At 64.0% G+C, this 23662-nt stretch carries 21 protein-coding genes; 14 read left to right on the plus strand and 7 right to left on the minus strand.

The features are described from left to right. Nucleotides 1–29 precede the first annotated feature (29 nt). The 4 genes from ACPFL9_RS18510 to ACPFL9_RS18525 are packed head-to-tail and all read right to left on the minus strand — an operon-like array spanning nucleotide 30 to nucleotide 3293. On the minus strand, nucleotides 30–575 hold the full coding sequence (locus ACPFL9_RS18510) for a 3-hydroxyanthranilate 3,4-dioxygenase (RefSeq protein ID WP_426004421.1): 546 nt from the start codon (nucleotides 573–575) through the stop codon (nucleotides 30–32). Then, nucleotides 572–1033, minus strand: coding sequence for a RidA family protein (locus ACPFL9_RS18515; protein ID WP_426004422.1), 462 nt, complete (start codon nucleotides 1031–1033; stop codon nucleotides 572–574). The genes ACPFL9_RS18510 and ACPFL9_RS18515 overlap by 4 nt, the downstream gene beginning before the upstream one ends. After that, nucleotides 1030–1818 (minus strand): 2-keto-4-pentenoate hydratase, encoded by a 789-nt coding sequence (locus ACPFL9_RS18520; RefSeq protein ID WP_426004423.1) that lies wholly within the window; start codon nucleotides 1816–1818, stop codon nucleotides 1030–1032. Before ACPFL9_RS18520 ends, ACPFL9_RS18515 begins: the two co-directional genes overlap by 4 nt. Further along, nucleotides 1815–3293 (minus strand): 2-hydroxymuconic semialdehyde dehydrogenase, encoded by a 1479-nt coding sequence (locus ACPFL9_RS18525; RefSeq protein ID WP_426004424.1) that lies wholly within the window; start codon nucleotides 3291–3293, stop codon nucleotides 1815–1817. Before ACPFL9_RS18525 ends, ACPFL9_RS18520 begins: the two co-directional genes overlap by 4 nt. Before the next feature lie 121 nt (nucleotides 3294–3414). Here ACPFL9_RS18525 and ACPFL9_RS18530 point away from each other — a divergent pair, with 121 nt between their 5' ends. The 4 genes from ACPFL9_RS18530 to ACPFL9_RS18545 all read left to right on the plus strand — a co-directional run bounded on the left by ACPFL9_RS18530 (nucleotide 3415) and on the right by ACPFL9_RS18545 (nucleotide 7398). Continuing rightward, nucleotides 3415–4356, plus strand: a complete 942-nt coding sequence (locus ACPFL9_RS18530) for a LysR substrate-binding domain-containing protein (protein WP_426004426.1) — start codon at nucleotides 3415–3417, stop codon at nucleotides 4354–4356. Between the two features lie 132 nt (nucleotides 4357–4488). Next, entirely contained in the window at nucleotides 4489–6135 is a 1647-nt protein-coding gene (locus ACPFL9_RS18535) for a thiamine pyrophosphate-binding protein (protein ID WP_426004428.1), read from the plus strand. Between the two features lie 51 nt (nucleotides 6136–6186). Next, nucleotides 6187–6990, plus strand: coding sequence for a cyclase family protein (locus ACPFL9_RS18540; protein WP_426004429.1), 804 nt, complete (start codon nucleotides 6187–6189; stop codon nucleotides 6988–6990). Between the two features lie 87 nt (nucleotides 6991–7077). Beyond that, nucleotides 7078–7398 carry a hypothetical protein gene (locus ACPFL9_RS18545; RefSeq protein ID WP_426004430.1) on the plus strand — a complete coding sequence of 107 codons (321 nt, stop codon included), beginning with the start codon at nucleotides 7078–7080 and terminating at the stop codon, nucleotides 7396–7398. A 192-nt stretch (nucleotides 7399–7590) separates the two neighbouring features. Here ACPFL9_RS18545 and ACPFL9_RS18550 read toward each other — a convergent pair whose 3' ends face one another. Next, nucleotides 7591–8628: a LacI family DNA-binding transcriptional regulator gene (locus ACPFL9_RS18550; protein WP_426004431.1), complete on the minus strand. Its 1038-nt coding sequence runs from the start codon at nucleotides 8626–8628 to the stop codon at nucleotides 7591–7593. A gap of 197 nt (nucleotides 8629–8825) precedes the next feature. On the opposite strand from ACPFL9_RS18550, the gene ACPFL9_RS18555 reads away from it, so the two are divergent. The 3 genes from ACPFL9_RS18555 to ACPFL9_RS18565 are packed head-to-tail and all read left to right on the plus strand — an operon-like array spanning nucleotide 8826 to nucleotide 12045. Further along, nucleotides 8826–9995, plus strand: coding sequence for a Gfo/Idh/MocA family protein (locus ACPFL9_RS18555; RefSeq protein ID WP_426004432.1), 1170 nt, complete (start codon nucleotides 8826–8828; stop codon nucleotides 9993–9995). Next, nucleotides 9995–11209: a dihydrodipicolinate synthase family protein gene (locus tag ACPFL9_RS18560; protein WP_426004434.1), complete on the plus strand. Its 1215-nt coding sequence runs from the start codon at nucleotides 9995–9997 to the stop codon at nucleotides 11207–11209. Before ACPFL9_RS18555 ends, ACPFL9_RS18560 begins: the two co-directional genes overlap by 1 nt. Beyond that, nucleotides 11206–12045, plus strand: coding sequence for a sugar phosphate isomerase/epimerase family protein (locus tag ACPFL9_RS18565; protein ID WP_426004435.1), 840 nt, complete (start codon nucleotides 11206–11208; stop codon nucleotides 12043–12045). Before ACPFL9_RS18560 ends, ACPFL9_RS18565 begins: the two co-directional genes overlap by 4 nt. A gap of 101 nt (nucleotides 12046–12146) precedes the next feature. On the opposite strand, the gene ACPFL9_RS18570 is transcribed toward ACPFL9_RS18565, so the two are convergent. Both ACPFL9_RS18570 and ACPFL9_RS18575 read right to left on the minus strand, forming a co-directional pair. After that, nucleotides 12147–13229 carry a YihY/virulence factor BrkB family protein gene (locus ACPFL9_RS18570; RefSeq protein ID WP_426004436.1) on the minus strand — a complete coding sequence of 361 codons (1083 nt, stop codon included), beginning with the start codon at nucleotides 13227–13229 and terminating at the stop codon, nucleotides 12147–12149. 134 nt (nucleotides 13230–13363) lie between these two features. Continuing rightward, complete coding sequence (locus ACPFL9_RS18575) at nucleotides 13364–14569, minus strand: ROK family transcriptional regulator (RefSeq protein ID WP_426004437.1); 1206 nt, start codon at nucleotides 14567–14569, stop codon at nucleotides 13364–13366. Nucleotides 14570–14704: 135 nt separating this feature from the next. On the opposite strand from ACPFL9_RS18575, the gene xylA reads away from it, so the two are divergent. The 7 genes from xylA to ACPFL9_RS18610 all read left to right on the plus strand — a co-directional run bounded on the left by xylA (nucleotide 14705) and on the right by ACPFL9_RS18610 (nucleotide 23627). Further along, nucleotides 14705–15892 (plus strand): xylose isomerase, encoded by a 1188-nt coding sequence (xylA, locus tag ACPFL9_RS18580; RefSeq protein WP_426004438.1) that lies wholly within the window; start codon nucleotides 14705–14707, stop codon nucleotides 15890–15892. 72 nt (nucleotides 15893–15964) lie between these two features. Then, nucleotides 15965–17395, plus strand: coding sequence for a xylulokinase (xylB, locus tag ACPFL9_RS18585; protein ID WP_426004440.1), 1431 nt, complete (start codon nucleotides 15965–15967; stop codon nucleotides 17393–17395). A 69-nt stretch (nucleotides 17396–17464) separates the two neighbouring features. Further along, nucleotides 17465–18448: a LacI family DNA-binding transcriptional regulator gene (locus ACPFL9_RS18590; protein WP_426007612.1), complete on the plus strand. Its 984-nt coding sequence runs from the start codon at nucleotides 17465–17467 to the stop codon at nucleotides 18446–18448. A 198-nt stretch (nucleotides 18449–18646) separates the two neighbouring features. After that, entirely contained in the window at nucleotides 18647–20425 is a 1779-nt protein-coding gene (gene araB / locus ACPFL9_RS18595; protein WP_426004441.1) for a ribulokinase, read from the plus strand. Then, nucleotides 20422–21129, plus strand: coding sequence for an L-ribulose-5-phosphate 4-epimerase (locus tag ACPFL9_RS18600; protein ID WP_426004442.1), 708 nt, complete (start codon nucleotides 20422–20424; stop codon nucleotides 21127–21129). Before araB ends, ACPFL9_RS18600 begins: the two co-directional genes overlap by 4 nt. Before the next feature lie 75 nt (nucleotides 21130–21204). After that, nucleotides 21205–22734, plus strand: a complete 1530-nt coding sequence (araA, locus tag ACPFL9_RS18605) for an L-arabinose isomerase (RefSeq protein WP_426004444.1) — start codon at nucleotides 21205–21207, stop codon at nucleotides 22732–22734. Beyond that, on the plus strand, nucleotides 22731–23627 hold the full coding sequence (locus tag ACPFL9_RS18610) for an aldose 1-epimerase family protein (RefSeq protein WP_426004445.1): 897 nt from the start codon (nucleotides 22731–22733) through the stop codon (nucleotides 23625–23627). Before araA ends, ACPFL9_RS18610 begins: the two co-directional genes overlap by 4 nt. Nucleotides 23628–23662: the final 35 nt, after the last annotated feature.

Here is a 23662-nt window from a genome sequence, read left to right on the forward strand (position 1 = left end):
TCCTTTGGTGCGTTTTCCGGAGGGGTTGCTTAGCCCCGGCCGGGGTGGACGGCCCCGCAGTTCTTGCACGTGCGCGCCGAAGCGTCGCTGGCGTAGAACTGTTCGAACACGGGCGGCAGGTCTTCGACGATGTCCCGGACCTGGAGTTCGACCTCGTGGATGAGGTCGGAGCATTCGAGGCAGTACCACTGGAACTTCTCCGTGGTCCCTTCCTCCCGGATGCGTTCGATGACAATGCCGATGGAGCCGGCTTCCGGTCGCTGGGGCGAGTGGGGAATGTTGCCCGAGAGCAGCCACATCTCGCCCTCCTTTACGTCAACCCGCTTGACGCCTTCGTCGGTAACGACGTTGACGTGCATGTTGCCCTTTACCTGGTAGAACCACTCTTCGTAGGGATCAACGTGGAAATCGGTGCGCTGATTCGGGCCCCCGACCACTTGGACGATGAAGTCATCAACCTTGGTCCACATTGCTTTGTTATTCACCGGTGGCTTCAACGAAGCCTCGTTTTCGGCCAGCCACTGCTGGAAGTTGAAGACGGGAAGGATGCTCGTCTTGTTGGTGCTCTTGGTCATTGTCCTGCTCCTTGTTCTTCCGGGTGTTGTGTTGGTGTTGCCGGCGGTTGCCGCCTGTGGGCTATCGCCTGGATTTCGATGAGAAGGTGTGGATGGGGAAGTTGATGGACTGCGACTGTGGTGCGGGCGGGCCCTTCCTCGTCGAAATACTGTCCATATACTTCGTTGTAGCCTCCAAAGTCATTCATGTTGACCAGGAAAGTAGTGATCTGCACGACGTCGTCCAGGGAGGCGCCAACGTTCTGCAGGATGCGTCCGATGTTCTCGATGACGGACTGGGTCTGTGCGCGGATGTCCAGGTTTGTGGTGCCCAGTTCATCGACGTCGACACCAACGAAAGTGTTGTCCGGTCGCCTGCTGCTCGTTCCGGAAACGTAGATCAAATCACCGGCAGTCTTGACGTGTGGGAAACGGCCTCGGGGCCCTGCCATCTCCCCGATGAGTTTGGCCCCGCTCATGAGTCGGCTCCCGCCGTCTCCAGTTCAACGCCGCCGATGCCGGCCACAATGGCCGTGATGGTGGATCCTGGCGGGAGGGGAACCGCAGCGGTGGCCGCACCTGCCAGAAGTACCGCACCGGCAGGAAGGCCGGTTCCGTGGCGCGGATACATCCGTGCAAACGCCCGAAGCGCGTTCATGGGGTCGCCGAGGATTGCTGAGGTGGTTCCGGTTTCGGTGATGGATCCGTCCACGAGCAGTGTTACGGTCCTGCCGGCAAGATCGTCCGTAAACGAAGTCCACTCGCCGAGGACGTAGCGACTGGCGGACGTATTGTCGGCAACGACGTCGGCGAGGCTGAAGGAGAAGTTGAGATAGCGCGAGTCGATGATTTCCAGCGCAGGTGCGACTGCGTCCACGCTTGCAAGGATCTGCTCCTCTGACGCGTCCGGTGGGACGGGTTGGCCGAAGCGGAACGCGATTTCAGGTTCGACCCGTGGGTGGACGGACCCGGTCAACGGCAGCTGTTCGCCCTCGTTCACTTGCATGCTGGAGGTCAGGAAGCCGACGATCACTTCCTTCACGCCCATCTGCGCCATTTTCGCCTGACTGGTGAACCCGAGCTTCGCACCTGAAAGTTGCTCGCCGCGGGCCAGGCGAAGGCTAAGCAATTCCGACTGCACTTTGTAGGCACTTTCAAGCGAGAGCAGGTCGCCAAACTGATTGATGGCCACACCCTCGCGTTGAGCCTGGTCGAGTTTGCGTGCGATGTCGTTGATTATTTGGTCCGGGTGGGTTGTGGTCATCGTGTTGCCTCGCTCAGGTTTACGCACACGTTCGTGGGCTCGGTGTAGAAGTGCAGGGAATGGGTTCCCCCTTCGCGGCCGATGCCGGAGAGCCCGGCTCCGCCGAAAGGCGAGCGCAAATCGCGCAGGAACCATGTATTGACCCAGGTGATGCCTGTATTCATGCGACCGGCGACCCGGTGTCCCCTCTCCAGGTTGGTGGTCCAAACAGCGGCGGCAAGGCCGTATTTGGTGTCATTGGCCAGTCGTACGGCTTCTTCTTCGTTGTCGAAGGGAATCAGGCCCGCGACGGGGCCGAAGACTTCTTCGCGCATCACGGGTGCGTCGTGACTGAGCCCGGTCCATAGCGTGGGTTCAATCCAAGCGCCACCACTGAGTTCGTGGCCCAGATTGGGGATCCCACCGCCCACAATCGCCTCACCGCCTAGCTGCTTAGCGCGTTCGAGGTATGAGAGAACTTTTTGCCTGTGAGTAAGGGAGATCAGTGGTCCGGTGGTGGTCCGGGGATCCATGGGCTGACCGAGCGTCAGGCCTCTGGCGCGCTCAGAAAGTCCAGCTACGACATCGTCAAAGATGGGACGCTGGATGTAGACACGCTCGGTGCAGAGGCAGACTTGCCCGGTGTTGGTGAAGATGGATTTCGTGAGGCCGTCCACCGCAGCCTCTACATCGGCGTCTGCGAAAACGAGGGCGGCATTCTTTCCACCGAGCTCAAAGGAAACCGGGCGAACGTGGGCCGCTGCAGCGTGCATGATGGCTGAACCGGTGGAGGATTCCCCCGTGAAGGTGATTCCGTCGATGCCTTCATGCGTGGTCAGGAATTCGCCGGCCGAACCGGGGCCGAAACCATGGACCAGGTTGAACACCCCGTCGGGCACGCCCGCCTCGGCCATGATCTCAGCCAGCAACGTCGCAGACGACGGCGTTTCCTCCGAGGGCTTGACGATCACCACGTTGCCGCAGGCGATTGCCGGAGCCACTTTCCAGGTCAGCAGCAACAGGGGGAGGTTCCACGGCACTACTACGGCAACAACTCCCAGGGGCCGGCGCAAAGCGTAATTCAGGGCCCGCCGACCGTCGGGAAGCTCGGTGAGGAAGGAGTCCAGGCCTTCGGCGGCAATGATGTCGGCAAATGCGCGGAAATTTGCTGCTGCGCGGGCTACGTCGAGGTCCCTCGCAAGTTGTTCCGGCTTGCCCGTGTCCGCGATTTCGGCAGCGAGCAGGTCATCGAAACGCGCCTCGATGCGATCGGCGATACGACGCAGCAGCGCTGCCCGTTCGTTGACTGTGGAATTCCCCCAACGTCCTTGGAGTGCGCTGCGTCCGGCCTTCACCGCCATGTCGATAGTGCCCCGATCGGCCTCGGCAACGTAGGCGATCACGCTGCCATCGACAGGGCTGATCTTTTCAAATGTCTTGTCGGCGGCGTCAAGGAAGGCTCCGCCAACGAAGTTACGCAGAGTAGGAATCGCCATGATGGGTGCTTCTCCCGGGTCGTCGGTGTGGGTTGTATCACCAGTGTGCTGCGGGCAACCCATGTCCGTCGAATGCCTTTTCCCGTACCAGCCATGTCCATATGGGCATATCATCGTCGACATGGATATCAGATCCCTCTTGAATGGCCCCCTGAAGATCCGTCATCTCGTCCTCGTTCTGGCGATCGCTGATCACGGCACCATCGTGAGTGCGGCCAGGCACCTGTACATCACCCAGCCCGCGGTCAGCAGGGGTTTGCGAGAGGTCGAGGATGCCCTTGGGGCGCCTCTTTTCGAAAGGGGCGCCCGCGGGGTCCGCCCCACGCCCTTTGCGGAGGTCTTCATCAGTCACGCGCGGGCCGTGGTGGGCCACCTGCAGCAAGCGACCCAGCACATAGCAGAGCTGGCGGATGCCACCGCAGGGTCTGTCACCATCGGCACGTACGTGGCAGGAGGCAACCTGCTGCTGCCCAAGGCGATAGCGCTGTTGAAGCAACAACGGCCGCACGTAAGCGTCCATGTCCACGAGGCGACTCCCGACCGGCTGACCAATGGACTCGTCGCAGGTGAAATCGACATTGTCGTAGGGCGCCTCACCCCGCAGCATGGCGTTCCTGACTTACAGCAAGCGGCGCTTTACCACGAGCCATTCGAAGTTGTTGCAAGAGATGGGCACCCTGTCTTTGAGCGCGGTGAAACCACCTTGGATCAATTGCGAAACTACCCGTGGGTCATGCCGGTGGCGCAGACAGCACTGCGCGGCGAGCTTGAAAGCGCCTTTGCCCGTGAGCGTCTGGAGCTGCCGGAGCAACAGGTGGATTGCTCCTCCCCCATGACCCTTCGTGCCATCGTTGCAGAAACTGACTTTCTTGCGCTCCAGCCCCGCACTATTGGGGCCGCTGATCCGCTCCTTCGCATTGTTGGAGCGAGAATCAAAGGCATCAGTCAGACGGTTGGCGTGACCACTTTGCAGGACAGGCTGCCGAGCCCTGCGGTGGTGTTGATGCTGCGTTGCTTTGAACAAGTAGCCGTGGGAATCCGCAAGACGATTTCGGCCTCCTGATGTGATGCCCCTGATCCACAGCTATGCCCTATTCAGGATTGGTGAGTGAAATAGGCATTAGCCATTCGAGCCAGCCAAGGGGAGCATCTTCGTGTAGAGCTTCCAGCAACCAGAACCCGAGGTACGAATCAGATGCGTGTTTTTGAGAAAGTGGCTGAAACGCTGATAGGGCTTGGCGTCCGCCAGGTTTTTGGTGTTGTCGGCAGCGGCAACTATGACGTGACCAAGGCTCTCATTGCCGGCGGGGCCACGTATGTGGCGGCCCGTCACGAGGGCGGAGCCGCGTCTATGGCGGACGCCTTTGGACGAGTAGGCAGCTCAGTCCCTGTAATCTCCTTGCACCAGGGATGCGGGCTGACAAATGCCATTACCGGCATCGCGGAAGCCGCGAAATCCGGCACACCAATGCTGATTCTCGCCGCCGAAGTTGCGTCGTCGGCTATTCATTCCAATTTCCGCATCGAGCAGAGCCATCTGGTTGAATCCGTTGGAGCCGCCAGCTTCCGTATCTCCGGGGAGACTGCCGCCCGGGACGTTGCCCTTGCCTACAGGACGGCAGTAACGCGCCGCATTCCTGTGCTGATCAATCTCCCTTTGGACATCCAAAACTCCGAAACCACCGAAGAGTATGCTGCCTCAGTTGCCAGCGGGGCCTCCCTTTCAACGGTGGCCGCACCAGTTGCCGAAGACATCAGCCACCTGGCCGACCTTATCGAGCGGTCGAATCGTCCCGTCATCATCGCCGGCCGCGGTGGGCGCGGTGCCGGACCTCAGCTCCGCGATCTTGCGGAGGTTTCGGGAGCTCTTTTGGCAACCTCGGCGGTCGCACGCGGGCTGTTCAATGACGATCCGTTCTATCTGGACATTTCCGGTGGTTTCAGTACGCCGCTGGCGGCTCGCACCATCCAGGACTCCGACCTCATCATCTCCTTTGGTTCTGCATTGAACATGTGGACCATGCGGCACGGCGAGCTCATTGGCCCGGCCACCACGGTTGTGCAGGTGGACGTTGATCCGCTGGCACCCGGCAAGCACCGGCCCGTGGATTTCGGCGTCTTGGGCGACGCAGGGCTTACGGCAGCAGCAACAGCCAGCGAGCTCCGCAGCCGCGGTTTCTCCCGTGTTGGCTACCGAACCGAAGAGATCGCACAAGCCATCAAATCCGAAGGCCGATGGCAGGACGTCCCTTACGAGGACTTGGGCGATGGAGAGCGCATCGATCCCCGGACCCTCACCATCGCTTTGGACGGGATGCTCGACAAGGAAAGGGTGGTGGCCGTCGATTCGGGCAACTTCCTCGGATATCCCAGCGCCTTCCTTGATATTCCTGACGAGAACGGGCTCGTCTTCAGCCAGGCCTTCCAATGTGTGGGGCTGGGTCTGGCCAGTGCAATCGGGGCAGCATACGCACAGCCGGACAGGCTCCCGGTCCTCGGCACCGGAGACGGCGGCGCCCTGATGGCTTCAGCGGAGATGGAGTCCGTTGTGAGGCTGGGTATCCCGCTGGTGGTTATCGTCTACAACGACTCTGCTTACGGAGCGGAAGTCCACCACTTCGGTGAGGACGATGACGCTCTGGGGCTTATTACTTTTCCTGACACTGATTTCGCAGCCATCGCACGCGGTTACGGCTTTGCAGCTGCAACCGTACGTAAGCCGGAAGATCTGGAACCAGTGCGTGAATGGCTCGAAGGGGACCGGGACAAGCCGCTGCTTATCGACGCAAAGACCGTCAGCTTTGCGTCTTGGTGGCTCGAGGAAGCATTCAAAGGCCACTAAGGCCATCAACAGGAACGAGGCAAAAAAATTGACCGCACAGGTACCACTGTCATGACCAACACAACGTCCAAGCCGCAGCTGCTGGCCAACTTGGTTGAAGGACTTGCCCAGGGGTGCATTCGCGTCATCGACCTGACAACTCCCTTGACGCCCAATACTCCCGCCCTGCGCTTGCCGGCACCTCTTTCCAACGTCATCGATCTCAGCCTCGAAGAAGTAGCGGCTTACGACGAGCGTGGACCCATGTGGGCGCACAACAACATCCACGTGGGCGAGCATTTTGGCACCCACGTCGACGCGCCCATCCACTGGGTCAGCGGGAGGGAAGGGCGGGACATTTCCCAGCTGCCGCCCGAAAAACTCGTCGGCCCCGCCGTCGTGATTGATGCATCCTCAGAGGCCGCGGCGGACCCCGACTTTCTGCTTGAGGTCCACCACATCGAGGCATGGGAAGCCAGCAACGGCAAGCTGCCCAAGGGTGCATGGTTGCTTTACCGTACTGGGTGGGACGCTTTTGGAGACAACGAATCCCTGTTCCTCAATGCCGATGAAACGGGGCCGCACACGCCCGGCGTCTCGGCAGAGTGCGCGCGATGGCTTGCTGAGGAGACCGATATTGCTGGCTTTGGTGTGGAGACGGTAGGGATCGACGCCGGTGCAGGCTTCAGCTTGGAGCCACCTTTCCCCATGCATCATTTTCTGTTGGGAAACGACAAGTATGGGGTCACCTCCCTGAAGAACCTTCAGCAGTTGCCGGCCACTGGCGCCTTCATTGTGGTCACGCCCTTGCCCATAGTGGGCGGAACTGCGAGCCCGGCCCGTGTTCTGGCTTTTGTCGAAGAACCCCAGGTCTAGGGCAGCTGCCCAGGCAGCCCTATCGAAGGAGAGCTATCTCTTGGTCCATGCCGACGGGCCGGAAGGCTTCAAGCCAAGGGCAGATCGATGATGCTGTATCCCGCATCCGAGTGGCACCGCTTGGACGGCGTTCCTGTAGAGATAAGGCACTTGGGCGCGGTGGTACGCACGGGAACGGTGGCCGCCGTAATGCCCGACGCAAGCATGATCTGGATAGCTGCGGACGGGGCATACGAGCGCGAGATGTTCCTGGCAGCGGACAACTACGAGGTCTGGCTGGAACCGGGGCTCCTCGACGGCGAGCTTCGATACCGAATGACCGATGATCATCTTTACCCATCCAGATCGAGAGACCGGCCGCAGAGGCGTTTCACGAACACCGTACCGGATTACCAAGTGGGTGGGTGAGATCAGGTGCGACCATCACGGTCCGGGCTCATCACTGTCAAAGACCCGAACACGAAGTGACAGGCTGCCTTCCCCGCCCGCGTCATGCCCGACGGCGGGAATCACCGTCACCGCGTGAGGCCACTCGAGCGCTGGTGCGCCCGACGCGCAAGCCACATGCCGCCGTCGGGAATTGCCCGGTCCGCCGGCGCGTCAGGCGGGGTTGTCAGCCGGAACTTCGGTGCTCCGGCGAAGCTTGACGGAACCGCTGACCGAGCCGCCTTCTGCTGCGCCGGCAGCGAGCCTGCCGATTTCCTCAAGGGGCAAGTAGACGGTGGAAAGCGCAGGCCGGAAGTCGCGGAGGGTCTCGATGTCGTCGAAGCCCGCAATGGTGGCGTCCCGCGGAATCCATACCCCTTCGGACCGCAGCGCGGCAGTGATCCCGATGGCCATGACGTCGTTCACGGCAAAGATGCAAAGCCGCTCCGCTGATGCCTTGATGCGGGCAGCCAGGCCGGGGCCGGCGTCGTAGCCTCCGTCGCGGTTAAAGCCGGTGCGGATCACCTCTGCTTCGGGACGGCCAGCCTTCTTGAGCCCGCTCTGGAAGCCGCGGACACGGTCGTCGGACGTGAGCAGCCCCTCAGGACCGGCCACCACCAGGAAGTCGCCGTGGTGGGTACCCGCCAACTCGAGGGCCAGGGAAGCCGCAAGCTCCTGGTTGGGTACCTCCACCACGTGGTACCCCTCGGTGACTGAAGATCCAGCCACCGGATGGCCAACAACGCCGACTTGCCCTCCGTTGCGGCAATAGCGGTCCAGTTCGGCCGCGAGTTGGGCGTTCCCGTCTTTGTCCCCGGGGCGCACGGAGCGGGAACCTGCAATGACGATCGAGTCGGCGCGGCGCGCGGCGAAGGCGGCTACGGCTTCCTTCTCATCGAGCGGAGCCCCGGATGTACTGGCCAGCAGCACCATGCGGTTCTGCTGGCGGGCGGCGTCCTGTACCCCGCGGGCGATGGCGGCGAAGTAGGGATCGGCAATGTCATGCACGATCAAGCCGATGAGACCCGAACTGGACTTGGCGAGCGCCTGCGCCTGGGCGTTGGGAATGTAGCCGAGCTTGTCTGCGGCTTCGCGGACGCGCTCGGCGATTTCCTCGGCGGGCTTGCGTGAAGACCCGTTGAGCACCCGGGATGCCGTGGCCAGGGATACTCCTGCCAGGCGGGCTACTTCACTCAGTGTGCTGGCGGCCACGGGGCCCTCCTTCTCTGCAGGCGTCGGGGCTGGCGCTAAGGAAATTATGGCAGTCTTCCGGCAGTTTTGGGAAAGCGCTTGCCAATTGCAGGGGCAGTGAGGCATTATCGAAGCAATGGGAATGCGCTTTCCCACCGAGTATTCGCACCAGCTGGCCGCACCGCAGCGAGCAAGCACACCAAGGCACTGGAGAAAACATGGGCTTCGAAACAAAGACGATCCGCATCGCCATGAACGGCATCACCGGCCGGATGGGTTACCGCCAGCACCTGCTGCGGTCCATCCTTCCGATCCGCGACGCCGGCGGCTTCACGCTGGAAGACGGCACCAAGGTCCAGGTCGAACCGATCCTGGTCGGCCGGAACGAAGCCAAGATCCGCGAGCTCGCCGAGCTCCACAAGGTCTCCGAATGGACCACCGACCTGGACGCCGTCATCAACGATCCCACCGTGGACATCATCTTCGACGCTTCCATGACCAGCCTCCGCGCCGCCACCTTGAAGAAGGCCATGCGTGCGGGCAAGCACATCTTCACCGAGAAGCCCACCGCAGAAACGCTTGAGGAAGCGATCGAGCTCGCGCAGATCGGCAAGGAAGCCGGCGTCACCGCAGGCGTGGTCCATGACAAGCTGTACCTCCCCGGCCTGGTCAAGCTCCGCCGCCTGGTGGACGAAGGCTTCTTCGGCCGCATTCTCTCCATCCGTGGCGAGTTCGGCTACTGGGTCTTCGAAGGCGACGTGCAGGCTGCACAGCGTCCGTCCTGGAACTACCGCAAGGAAGACGGCGGCGGAATGACCACGGACATGTTCTGCCACTGGAACTACGTGCTCGAAGGCATCATCGGCAAGGTCAAGAGCGTCAACGCCAAGACCGCCACGCACATCCCGGCACGCTGGGACGAGGCCGGCAAGGAATACAAGGCCACCGCGGACGACGCGTCCTACGGCATCTTCGAACTCGAAACCCCGGGCGGCGACGACGTCATCGGCCAGATCAATTCCTCCTGGGCCGTTCGCGTCTACCGCGATGAACTGGTGGAGTTCCAGATCGACGGCACGCACGGTTCCGCCGTCGCCGGTTTGAACAAGTGCGTTGCGCAGCAGCGCGCCCACACCCCCAAGCCCGTCTGGAACCCGGACCTTCCCGTCACCGAGTCCTTCCGCAGCCAGTGGCAGGAAGTCCCCGCCAACGCTGAACTGGACAACGGCTTCAAGCTGCAGTGGGAAGAGTTCCTGCGCGACGTCGTCGCCGGCCGCGAGCACCGCTTTGGCCTGCTCTCCGCCGCCCGCGGCGTCCAGCTGGCCGAACTCGGCCTGCAGTCCTCGGCTGAGCGCCGCACCATCGACATCCCGGAGATCACCCTCTAATGACCTCACTGATTCTTCCCACCAACGACGGCGGGACACGCGAGTACCGCCTCCAGCCCGCCACCTCGTGGGCCAAGCCGGCCGCTCCCCTGACGGCCCGCCGCGCTTACGCCGCAGCGCACGTCATCCCCGAGGTCGCTGCGGACAACACCCCCGGCGCCCCGGCACAGCTCGACTGGGACGCGACGTTGGCCTACCGCCACGAGCTCTGGTCCTACGGCCTGGGCGTTGCCGATGCCATGGACACCGCCCAGCGCGGCATGGGCCTGGACTGGGCAGCGACCCAACAGCTCATCAAGCGCACCGGAGCCGAGGCTGCCTCGATTGTTTCAGCCGGAAACGCGGCAATCACAGGCAAGTCCGTCCGCGACCTTGTGTCCTGCGGGGCCGGAACCGACCAGCTGGACATCGCTGCCCTTCCCGACGGCGCCGCCGGCATCCAGGCGGTGATCGAGGCCTACCGGGAGCAGATCGCCGTCGTCAGCGAAGCCGGCCCCAAGGTGATCCTGATGGCGTCCCGTGCCCTGGCCAAGGTTGCGAACGGCGCCGACGACTACCTCCATGTCTACTCCACGCTCCTGCAGGAAGTGGACCAGCCCGTCATCCTGCACTGGCTCGGCACCATGTTCGATCCCGCGCTGGCCGGATACTGGGGCTCGGACGATGTTTCCGTCGCCACCGAGACCTTCCTCAGCCTCATCCGGGAACACGCGGACAAGGTGGACGGCGTCAAGGTTTCACTGCTGGACGCCTCGCACGAGGTCGCCCTCCGCGCGAACCTCCCGGAAGGCGTCCGCCTCTACACCGGCGACGACTTCAACTACCCGGAACTGATCGACGGCGACCAAACCCACCATTCGGACGCCCTGTTGGGCATCTTTGCGGCGATCTACCCTGCCGCTTCGGTCGCCCTGCAGAAGTACGACGCCGGCAACGGTGCGGAAGGGCGCGCCATCCTGGACTCCACCCGTGAGCTCGGAAAGCACATCTTCAGTGCACCGACCTTCTACTACAAGACCGGCATTGCCTTCCTGTCCTGGCTCAACGGCAAGCAGCCCGGGTTCCAGATGGTGGGCGGCCTGCACTCCGGCCGTTCGGTCCTGCACCTGGCGCGGACCTTCGAGCTGGCAGACCAGGCGGGCCTCCTCAGGGATCCGTCGCTGGCAGCCTTCCGGATGTCCGACTTCCTGCGGATCAACGGGGTGGGTGCATGAGCGACTTCACGCGACTGTCCCTCAACAGCGCCACCACCAAGAAATGGACGCTGGCCGAGGCTGTGGACGGCTGTGCCCGCGCCGGCATCCCTGCCATCGGCCCGTGGCGCGACCGGGTGGCCGAAGCCGGCCTGGACAAGGCCGCCAAGCTGATCAAGGATGCCGGACTCCGCGTCTCGTCCCTGTGCCGCGGAGGGTTCCTGACGGCAGCCGATGCCGAGGGACAAGCTGCTGCCCTGGCCGACAACTTCGACGCCGTCCGTGAAGCGGTGGCGCTGGACACCCAGGAACTGTTCCTGGTGGTCGGTGGGCTTGCTCCCGGCGAAAAGGACGTCGTCGCTGCCCGCCAGCGCGTGGCGGACCGCCTCGAGGAACTGGTCCCGTTCGCTTCGGAGAACGGCGTCCGGCTGGTCCTTGAGCCGCTGCACCCGATGTACGCCGCGGACCGGGCACTCATCTCCACCCTCGGCCAGGCCTTGGATCTCGCCGCGCCGTACGACGCGAAGGCTGTGGGCGTCGCCGTCGACACCTTCCACGTCTGGTGGGATCCGGACCTGAAGGCGCAGATCGAACGCGCCGGGCGCGAAAACCGCATTGCTTCCTACCAGGTGTGCGACTTCAATGTGCCGATCGCTGCGGACGCGCTCCTGTCGCGCGGCATGATGGGCGACGGCGTCATCGACTTCGCGACCATCGGCACCTGGGTCAGGGATGCCGGATACACGGGCGATATCGAGGTTGAAATCTTCAACCAGGAAATCTGGGACGCCGACGGCGACTCGGTCCTGGAAACCATGAAACAGCGCTACGCGGAGCTCGTCCTCCCGTACGCCTAAAAGACTGGTCCTCCCGCAGATGCCCTAAGTTCCGCGGGAGGATCGCGCCACCAGCGGGTCCCTGCCAAGGTCACGGCAGGGGCCCGCTTTCATAGGGTTGTTTACGACTTGCGGTCAGGCTCCGGTTTTCCATGTTCCTCACGGATCTCCTGACCGCGACGGATCACTTCATCCTCTTGTTTCTGCTGCTTCTCGCTGCGTTTGGTGTCGCGGGGCGGGAGCTGGATGCTTTCTTCGGCTTCGATGCCGCCCTGCAACTGGCGTCCACGTTCCATTTCTGCGTCGAACTCGGCGCCGAACAGGAGGGACATGTTCAGGATCCAAAGCCACAGCAGCATGATGATGACGCCGGCCAGCGCACCATACGTCTTGTTGTAGTTGCTGAAGTTGGCGACGTAGAACCCGAAGCCCAGCGAGGCCAGGCCGAAGACCACCAGGGCGATTAAGGAACCCATGCTCATCCAGCGGAACTTGGGCTGTTTGACGTTTGGCGTGAAGTAGTAGAGCACTGCAATGACAACGACGGTCAGGAGGATCAGGACCGGCCACTTGGCAATGTTCCACACGGTCAGGAAGGTCTCGGACATGCCGATCGCGCCGCCGACCGCTTCGGCGACCGGGCCGCTGAGCACCAGCATGCCGGCTACCAGTGCCGCACCGACAACTGCGACGACGGTGACGGCCAGCATGGTGCCGCGCAGCTTCACGAAGCCGCGGCCCTCGTCCACCTCGTACACGCGGTTCATGGCCCGGCTGAACGCCGTGGTGTAGCCGGAGGCTGACCACAAGGCCACGAGGATACCGAAGACCAATGCGAAGCCGGCGGTGTTCGAACGCGTCAACTCCTCGATGGGCTGCCGCATGGCGTCAACGCCTGGGCCGGGAGCGAACTGCTGGACGATGTCCAACAGCGCGGACGTCGTCTTTCCGGCATCTCCAAAAAGCCCGATCAGGGATACAAGCGCGAGGAGCGCCGGGAAGAGGGAAAGCACCGCGTAGTAGGTAAGCCCTGCTGCGGCGTCCGGACACTGGTCCTTACTGAACTCCTTCAGCGTCCTCTTGGCGATGTACATCCAGGTGGGCTTGACGAGGTCGTTGGGGCTGTCCGGCTTCCGGGAGTCTTCCGGGGCCGGCGCTTCGCCCGCTTTGGCTGTACTGGTGTGTGATGAATCTTGTGTAGTCATGAGGCACTCGTCCGTGGGGTAGATTTCGCGAACAACTGACCCATCAATAGTAAGCATGCTGATGAATGCTTCGGAAGCACCCGCGCCGAACGAGGCACAGATCCTTGCCTGATGGCCGCCGGGACGGCCTGCCGCTAAGCCGGCTTGCCCGCCAGCATCAGCTCCGAAGGCGACTCGATGACGGACCGGATCACCTGGCCCGCGGCCCCCAACAAGGTACCTGAATGCTCCAGGGTCGAAACAACCAGGTCCTCTTGGGCCAGCAATCCCGGGGCGTGGCGCTCAAGGCTGGCAAGCAACGCAGGCCTAAGCCACTCGGCAAGCACGGCGAAATGTCCACCCAGGACCACCGCTTCAAGGTCCAGCAGCCGCGCCGAAGAGGCCAGCGCGACGCCAAGGTACCTTCCGGCGTCGTGCACTGCCTCAGCGACACGCGACTGACCGGCCCCAAGGGCAGCCAGAAGCTCGGCTGTGCGGGCAGCCAGCGGCCCTGCAGGGATGCCCGCCGCCGCGAAGATTGCCTCCTGGCCGGCGAAGGTTTCCAGGCATCCCGCCCCGCCACAGGAGCAGGACGGGCCTTCCGGATGCACCACGATGTGGCCGAGTTCGCCCGCCGATCCGCCGGGACCCTTATAGAGCTCCGAATCGATGATGACGCCACCACCGACGCCAACCTCACCGGACACATAGAGAAAGTCCGGGCGGCCCGAGCCGTACCAGAGCTCACCGAGCGCGGCACTGTTGGCCTCATTGGAGAGCGTAACGCCCAGCGGGGTGTTGCCGAGCAGGCGGTCCGGGGACAGCGCCTCCCGCTCCCAGTGGAGGTTCGGCGCGGACAGCACCAGGCTGCGCTGCTCATCCACCAGGCCCGGAACGGCCAGGCCCCCGCCAAGGATTGCCATGCGCTCTTTGGCAGCCGCCGCCTCGGCCTGACCGGCAAGGACACGAAGGCGGTCCATCACCTCGGAGGGCCGCATCTCGCGATTGGGGGACTCCTCCGTAGAGCTGAACCGAAGCTTCCCACTGAGGTCCACCAGGCCCACGGCAAGGTAATCGACATTGATCTCCATGCCGACCACCCCGCGCCGCGGACTCAGCTCCAGGCCCTGCCCGGGCCGGCCCCGCTCGCCATCGCGGTACAAGCCGACTTCGGTCACCAAGCCCGATTCGACGAGGTCCGCGACCAGGCTGGAGACTGCCGCCTTGGTGAGGCCCGTCCCGGCTGCCAGTTGCGCCCGACTGGGTTTGGCGTCTCCGGTCCGGGCGATCAAATCCAGGACGAGCGAAAGATTACGACGCCGGACATCGCCGACGCGGCCGGGGGCGGCTTGCTCGTTCACTGGCACAGGACTCCTCACGAAAGTTTCTTGCTTGGTTCCATTGACCATGATCCATCATCGCCCATATAGTTCAGATTGAAAACTAATTGGAATCCACCTTCCAATTCCCCTCGCCCGCTTTGCAAAGGAGCAAGAATGACCCCGCAGCCCACTCCCCAGGACCGCTTCACTTTCGGCCTCTGGACCGTCGGCTGGACCGGCGCCGATCCCTTTGGCGTAGCCACGCGGCAAGCCCTGGATCCAGTTGAGGCGGTCCACAAGCTGAGCGAACTCGGCGCCTACGGCATCACCTTCCATGACAATGACCTGGTTCCCTTTGACGCCTCCGGTTCGGAGCGTGACCTCATCCTGAAGAACTTCAAGGCGGCCCTTGCCGAGACCGGCCTCAAGGTGCCCATGGTCACCACCAACCTGTTCAGCCACCCGGTTTTCAAGGATGGCGGCTTCACCTCGAACGATCGCTCCATCCGGCGGTTCGCCCTGAGCAAGGTCCTGCGCAACATCGACCTCGCAGCCGAGCTCGGCGCGGAAACCTTCGTCATGTGGGGTGGGCGCGAAGGCAGCGAGTACGACGGTTCCAAGGATCTCTCCGCCGCACTGGACCGCATGAAGGAAGGTGTGGACACCGCCGCCGGCTACATCAAGGAAAAGGGCTACGGCCTTCGCATCGCCTTGGAACCCAAGCCGAACGAACCCCGCGGTGACATCTTCCTGCCGACGGTCGGCCACGGCCTGGCCTTCATCGCACAGCTCGAGCACGGAGACATCGTTGGCCTCAACCCGGAGACGGGTCACGAGCAGATGGCCGGGTTGAACTTCACGCACGGTATTGCCCAGGCGCTGTGGGCCGGCAAGCTCTTCCACATCGACCTCAACGGCCAGCGCGGTATTAAGTACGACCAAGACCTGGTCTTCGGCCATGGCGACCTCACCAGCGCCTTCTTCACCGTGGACCTGTTGGAGAACGGCTTCCCGAACGGTGGACCGCGCTACGAAGGGCCGCGCCACTTCGACTACAAGCCGTCCCGCACCGACGGATACGACGGCGTGTGGGAGTCCGCCAAGTCCAACATGGCCATGTACCTGCTCCTCAAGGAACGCGCCCTCGCTTTCCGCGCGGATCCCGAAGTACAGGCAGCCCTGGCAACGTCCGGCGTCTTCGAGCTCGGAGAATCCACGCTTGCCGCGGGTGAGACCACCGCGGACCTGCTGGCCGATGCTGCCGCTTTTGAGTCGTTCGACGCAGACAAGGCTGCCGAACGCTCCTTCGCCTTCATCCGGCTCAACCAGCTGGCCATCGAGCACCTGCTCGGCGCCCGCTAAACCACAGCAATCCATGGCCGGGTCCGGATACCGTTTATCCAGGCCCGGCAACTGCATCACGAAGGAAAACCCATGCCGCTTGTCGCAGGGATCGACAGCTCCACCCAGTCCTGCAAGGTAGTCATCCGGGACACAGCCACCGGCGCTTTGGTCCGCCAGGGCCGCGCTTCACACCCGGAGGGCACCGAGGTGCACCCGGACCACTGGTGGACAGCACTTCAGGAAGCCATTGCCCAGGCGGGTGGACTCGACGATGTGGACGCTGTGTCCGTCGGCGGCCAGCAGCACGGCATGGTGTGCCTGGACGAATCCGGCGACGTAGTGCGGCCGGCGCTCCTCTGGAACGACACGCGGTCTGCCCCGGATGCCGAGGAACTGACACGGGAGGCCGGCGCCGGGGACCCTGAAGCCGGCGGCGTGCACTGGGCAGCCCTGACCGGAACGGTACCTGTTGCCTCGCTGACCGCCACCAAGCTCCGTTGGCTCGGGCGCAACGAACCCGGCAACGCCCGCCGGACCGCCGCCGTTTGCCTGCCCCACGATTGGCTGTCCTGGCGACTGGCAGGCCACGGTCCGGGGTCCGGCCCGGCTTCCCTTGAGCTGCTCCGCACCGACCGCTCCGATGCCTCGGGCACGGGATACTTCTCCGCAGAAAAGGGAGAGTACCTGCCCGAGGTCCTCAACAGCACGCTCGGCCACGTTCCGGTGCTGCCCGCCGTCGTCGGGCCTCTCGAAGCCGCAGGCAAGACCCCGGCGGGTGCCCTGATCGGGCCCGGCGCCGGTGACAACGCAGCCGCGGGACTGGGTGTCAGCGCCTCGGTGGGGGACGTCGTGGTGTCGATCGGGACGTCCGGGACGGTCTTTGCCGTGTCCGACGTACCGGCCAGGGATGCCAGCGGACTGGTGGCAGGGTTTGCCGACGCCACCGGGCATTACCTGCCGCTTGCCTGCACGCTGAACGCCACCCGGATCTTCGATGCCACCGCATCCCTGCTTGGCGTCAACCTGAAGGAGTTCGGCGAGTTGGCGCTGTCGGCTCCTGAAGGCGCCGACGGCCTCACCTTGGTGCCATATTTTGAGGGGGAACGGACACCCAACCTTCCCGATGCCACAGGCTCCCTCCACGGGCTCACGGTGTCCAACTACACGCCCGCAAACCTGGCGCGCGCCGCCGTCGAGGGTGTCCTGTGCTCGCTGGCCGACGGCCTTGCCGCGCTGCAGGCACAAGGCGTTTCCGCCCGGAGGATCATCCTGGTGGGCGGCGGAGCGCAATCCCCCGCGGTGCAGCAGGTGGCTGCGGCCGTCTTCGGCCTCCCTGTCTTTGTCCCCGAGCCCGGGGAGTATGTGGCCGACGGCGCCGCCCGCCAAGCAGCGGGTGTCCTGACCGGCACGCTCCCCGAGTGGCCCCTGGAGGGAACCAGCATCGAAGCCCGCCAGCAGGGCAGGGCTCCGGAATTCCTGTCCAGGTACCGGCGTCACGCCGCGAAGGCGGCCCTCGGCTGATCCAATGGTTCGGTGCTCTATCGTGACAGGGTGAGCACCGAACAATCCGCCCCGAATCGGCCTCCCGTCATGGAAGACGTGGCACGCGTGGCAGGCGTGTCCCACCAAACAGTGTCCCGGGTGTTAAACAACCATCCGAACGTGAGCAAGAAGACCCGCGAACGTGTGGAACAGGCCATCACCGAACTTGGTTACCGACGCAACACCGCCGCGCGGAGCCTGGTGACGAGGCGTTCGCAAACCATCGGGGTGCTTGGGAGCGAACTTGCCCAGTATGGACCGTCTCACACGCTTCTTGGGGTCCAGCAGGCAGCGCGCGATGCCGGGTACTTCGTCAGCGTGGCCGGCCTGCGGGACGTCACACCCGACACGATCAAAGATGCGATTGCACACTTCATGGACCAGGGGGTGGACGGGATCGTGGTGACGGTCCCCCACCCGGGAACCTTCGACGTCCTTAAGGACATCACCACGCAGGTGCCCCTGGTGGCCGTCGGCGCGAGCGGCGATGAGCATCTTAGCGGTGCCACGGTAGACCAACGCGAAGGTGCCCGACTGGTGGTGGAACACCTCGTGTCACTGGGTCACCAACGCATCGGCCACCTGTCCGGACCAGCCGACTGGATCGACGCCGCCGCGCGCATCGAAGGCTGGCAGGAGGCCATTACTGACGCGGGGTTGGAGGCACCGGTCCTGATCGAAGGAGACTGGAGTGCCGAATGCGGGTACCGCGAGGGTTTGAAAATCGCCCGGGACCGCTCCATCACCGCGCTCTTCGTCGCCAACGACCAGATGGCTTTGGGCGTCCTCCGGGCCTTCCACGAGGCCGGAGTGTGCGTTCCTCAGGACATCAGCGTTGTCGGCTTTGACGACCAACCTGAAGCCGCCTACTTCATCCCGCCGCTCACCACGGTTGCGCAGGACTTCGAGGAACTGGGCCGGCGCTGCATCGGACTGCTCCTGGACCGGTTGGAGTCGGGCAAGCCCGGCGCACCGGTCACGGTGGCCCCGCGGTTGGTGGTCAGATCCACGACGGCGGCAGCCGGCAGCTGAAGTGACACCCCCGCCCGAGCACCCAACTGGGTCGCATTTGTGCGCGTTTTGAGCGTTCATAACGCGCACTAATGCGACCTAGTTGGGGCGGGGTTCTTGACTTCCATGTTGTTAGCGCTAACAATTGCAACAGACCCTCAAGAACCCCCTTCACCCGACCCCGGCAATGAGGCCTTGGCCAGCCGGATGGAGACCACCATGACTACCTTTGAAAACTTCCCGCCCGACGAGCAATACGTCATCGGGGTCGACTACGGCACCCTGTCCGGACGCGCCGTCGTGGTGCGCGTTTCGGATGGCAAGGAACTTGGCAGTGGAGTGTTCGAGTACCCGCACGCGGTTGTCTCGGACAGCCTCCCGGGCTCCGGCCGGCGGCTTCCGGCGGACTGGGCGCTTCAGGTGCCCAACGATTACCGCGACGTCCTGCGCCACGCGGTACCGGCCGCCGTCGCCGATGCCGGTATAGACCCGAAGAACGTGGTGGGTATCGCGACTGACTTCACCGCGTGCACCATGGTTCCGACGACAGCGGACGGCACGCCGCTGAACGAACTGGACCGCTTCGCTGACCGTCCCCACGCCTACGTGAAGCTCTGGCGGCACCACGCTGCGCAGCCGCAGGCGGACCGCATCAACGAGCTCGCCGAGGCGCGGGACGAAGCCTGGCTTCCCCGGTATGGCGGCCTGATCTCCTCGGAGTGGGAGTTCGCCAAGGGGCTGCAGCTCCTCGAAGAAGACCCCGAAGTCTACGCAGCCATGGAGCACTGGGTTGAAGCGGCCGACTGGATCGTGTGGCAGCTCTGCGGAAGCTACGTACGCAACGCCTGCACGGCCGGGTATAAGGGCATCTACCAGGACGGCAAGTACCCCTCGGAGGATTTCCTGGCTGCACTGAATCCTGGTTTCAAGGACTTTGTCTCCGAAAAGCTGGAACACACCATCGGCCGGTTGGGCGATGCCGCCGGCTACCTCACTGAAGAAGCCGCTGCTTGGACCGGGCTGCCTGCCGGGATCGCGGTGGCCGTGGGCAACGTAGACGCACACGTCAGCGCTCCTGCTGCGAACGCGGTGGAACCCGGGCAGCTCGTCGCGATCATGGGTACGTCCACGTGCCACGTCATGACCGCCGATGTCCTGCGCGAGGTCCCTGGCATGTGCGGCGTGGTGGACGGTGGGATCGTGGAGGGCTTGTGGGGCTATGAAGCAGGGCAGTCCGGGGTGGGCGACATCTTCGGCTGGTTCACCAGGAACGGTGTCCCGCCGGAATACCACGAGGCTGCCTCGGCACAGGGCGTCAGTATCCACGAGTACCTGACCGGGCTCGCGGCGGAGCAGGAAATTGGTGAGCACGGCCTGATCGCCCTCGATTGGCATTCGGGAAACCGCTCGGTGCTGGTGGACCACGAACTGTCCGGCGTTGTGGTGGGCCAGACGTTGGCCACCAAACCCGAGGACATCTACCGGGCCTTGCTCGAGGCGACGGCCTTCGGTACCCGGACCATCGTGGAGGCATTCCGTGATTCGGGTGTTCCGGTGAAGGAATTCATCGTGGCGGGCGGTCTGCTGAAGAACAAGTTCCTGATGCAGATCTACGCCGATGCCACCGGACTGCAGCTCTCCACGATCGGATCTGAACAGGGACCGGCCTTGGGTTCGGCGATCCACGCCGCCGTTGCTGCCGGTAAGTACAAGGACATCCGTGAAGCGGCCGCAGCGATGGCAGCGGACCCCGGCGCCGTCTACACACCCATCCCGGAGAACGTCGCCGCCTACGAGGAACTGTTCCGCGAATACCGCACCCTCCACGACTACTTCGGCCGCGGAACCAACAACGTCATGCACCGCCTGAAGGCCATCCAGCGGACCGCGCGTGAAGGGACCATACGCGAAACCACGACGGCGACTGCCGCGGCACCGCTGGCGGCAGCACCGCCGTCGGACATCACCGCAGCCAGCATGGAAGGAGCCCCCGCATGACCGCGCTGCTGGATACTATCGCGAAGGTCCGCACGGAAGTCTGCGAACTGCATGCTGAACTTACCCGGTACGGACTTGTCGTCTGGACGGCAGGCAACGTGTCCGGGCGCATTCCGGGACACGAACTGATGGTGATCAAGCCCTCCGGTGTCTCCTATGACGAGCTGACCCCGGAGCTGATGGTCGTAACCGATCTTCATGGCGTACCCGTCCGGGGCATCAACACCGGCAGCGGCGGCACCGTGGACTGGGGCAACCCGGACCTTTCGCCGTCCTCGGACACCGCAGCGCACGCCTACGTGTACCGGAACATGCCCGAGGTCGGCGGAGTGGTGCACACGCATTCCACCTACGCCACGGCCTGGGCGGCCCGGGGCGAGGAGATCCCGTGCGTGTTGACCATGATGAGCGACGAATTCGGCGGGCCCATTCCCGTTGGTCCGTTCGCGCTGATCGGCGATGACTCGATCGGCCACGGGATCGTGGAGACGCTGAAGAACTCCAATTCCCCGGCCGTGCTCATGCAAAACCACGGGCCGTTCACCATCGGCAAGGACGCCCGCGCAGCAGTCAAAGCGGCCGTGATGTGCGAGGAAGTAGCCAAGACCGTCCACGTCTCACGGCAACTCGGCGAACCGCTGCCCATCGATGAGGCCAAGATCGCCTCGCTTTACGACCGCTACCAAAACGTGTACGGCCGCTGAACCGGCCGGCCCCACCCGCCGACGCCCGGCCCCACCCGTCGACACCCGGCCCCACCCAACTTTCTGGAGAACCCCATGCCCAACAGCACGTCCGCAAACTCAACCACCCTGGATCACTACGAGGTCTGGTTCCTCACCGGCAGCCAGCATCTCTATGGCGAGGATGTCCTCAAGCAGGTCGCAGCCCAGTCCCGGGAAATCGCCGAAACGCTCAACGACAACGCAGATGTCCCCGTCAAACTCGTCTGGAAGCCCGTCCTGACCGACTCCGACGCCATCCGCCGCACCGCTCTCGAAGCCAACTCCGACGATTCCGTGATCGGCGTGACCGCGTGGATGCACACCTTCAGCCCGGCCAAGATGTGGATCCAGGGCCTCGACGCCCTCCGTAAGCCGCTGCTCCACCTGCACACGCAGGCCAACCGGGACCTCCCCTGGGCGGACATCGACTTCGACTTCATGAACCTGAACCAGGCGGCCCACGGCGACCGCGAATTCGGCTACATCCAGGCGCGCCTCGGTGTGCCGCGGAAGACTGTCGTCGGCCATGTCTCCAACCCGGAGGTCGCCCGCCAGATAGGCGCCTGGCAGCGTGCCTCCGCCGGCTGGGCAGCGGTCCGGAACCTGAAGCTGACCCGCTTCGGTGACAACATGCGCAACGTCGCCGTCACCGAAGGCGACAAGACCGAAGCCGAGCTGCGCTTCGGCGTCTCGGTCAACACCTGGTCCGTGAACGAACTCGCCGAGGCAGTCCACACCGCAGCAGAGTCCGACGTCGACGCCCTGGTTGCCGAGTACGAGCGGCTCTACGACGTGGCTGACGAGTTGAAGGCCGGCGGCGACCGGCACGAATCGTTGCGTTACAGCGCCCGGATCGAACTCGGCCTGCGCAGCTTCCTGGAAACCAACGGATCCGCGGCGTTTACTACCTCGTTCGAGGACCTGGGCGAACTTCGCCAACTCCCGGGCATGGCCGTGCAGCGCCTCATGGCCGACGGCTACGGCTTCGGCGCCGAAGGTGACTGGAAAACCGCAATCCTGGTTCGCGCCGCGAAAGTCATGGGCGGCGGCCTGCCAGGCGGTGCGAGCCTCATGGAGGACTACACCTACCACCTGGAACCGGGCAGCGAAAAGATCCTCGGCGCCCACATGTTGGAGGTCTGCCCGTCCCTCACGGCGAAGAAACCGCGCGTGGAGATCCATCCCCTGGGTATTGGCGGCAAGGAAGACCCCGTCCGGATGGTCTTTGACACCGACGCCGGCCCGGGAGTCGTCGTCGCGCTGTCCGACATGCGCGACCGGTTCCGCCTGGTCGCCAACGCCGTGGACGTCGTCGACCTCGACCAGCCCCTTCCCAACCTGCCGGTGGCACGCGCGCTGTGGGAACCCAAGCCCGACTTCGCAACCTCCGCCGCAGCGTGGCTCACCGCCGGCGCCGCCCACCACACGGTACTGTCCACGCAAGTGGGACTCGAGGTGTTCGAAGACTTCGCCGAGATCGCCCGCACGGAACTGCTCACCATCGACGAAAGCACCACCATCAAACAGTTCAAAAAGGAACTCGCCTGGAACGCGGCCTACTACAAGTTGGCCGGCGGCCTGTGAGCGCTGAATACAGCCTGAAAGCCGGCGGCTACGAGGCGGTTGTCACGGAACGTGCCGCAGCGCTTCGCGTCCTCCGCTTCAACGGCAGGGACCTGGTGGTCCCCTTCCCCGAAGGCGGCCCGATCCCGGATTACCGCGGCATCATCGCCGCGCCGTGGCCCAACCGGATCGAGGACGGCCGGTACACGTCCGACGGCGTCACCCACCAACTGGCCGTCAGCGAACCGGAGCGTGGAACCGCGTTGCATGGCCTCGCCTACCCCCTCGACTGGGCCCTGAAGGAGCACGACGCCGGTTCAGTCACCTTGACGTGCACGGTGGGGCCCACGGAGGGCTATCCGTTCGTGGTGGAGCTGACCGCGCACTACGCCCTGTCCGACAGTGGCCTGCATTGCGCTGTTACTGCACACAACGCCGCAGACGTCGCAGCGCCCTACGGCGTCTGCCCGCATCCGTACCTGGTGGCGGGCTCCTCGCCCTTGGACGAGTGGATTCTGGAAGCGCCGGTGGGAGCTTTCCTGGAAGTCACGCCGGACCGGCTGCTGCCTGTTTCACTGGCCTCGGTGGACGGCCACGAATTCGATTTCCGCGCCGCACGGGCCATCGGCACCACCGAAATCGACCACGCGTTTACGGACGTCACCTTCGACGGCGGGCTGGCGCGGCTGTCGCTGCGGGACCCGGCGGGCACCGGCGTCGGAATGTCATGGGACGAAAGCTGCCGCTGGCTGCAGATCCATACGGCAGACAAGCCCGCCCCCATCCCGAGCCGGATTGGACTGGCCGTGGAGCCGATGACGTGTCCCCCGGACGCCTTCAACAGCGGCAGGGACCTGATCCGCCTGGAACCCGGGGCAACGCACACGGCGTCCTGGTCCATCTACTCCCTCTAAGCCCAACTGGGTCGCAGCAGAGCGCGTTTTGAGGG

This window comes from Paenarthrobacter sp. NyZ202 (genome assembly GCF_049860755.1).
GTDB lineage: Bacteria > Actinomycetota > Actinomycetes > Actinomycetales > Micrococcaceae > Arthrobacter.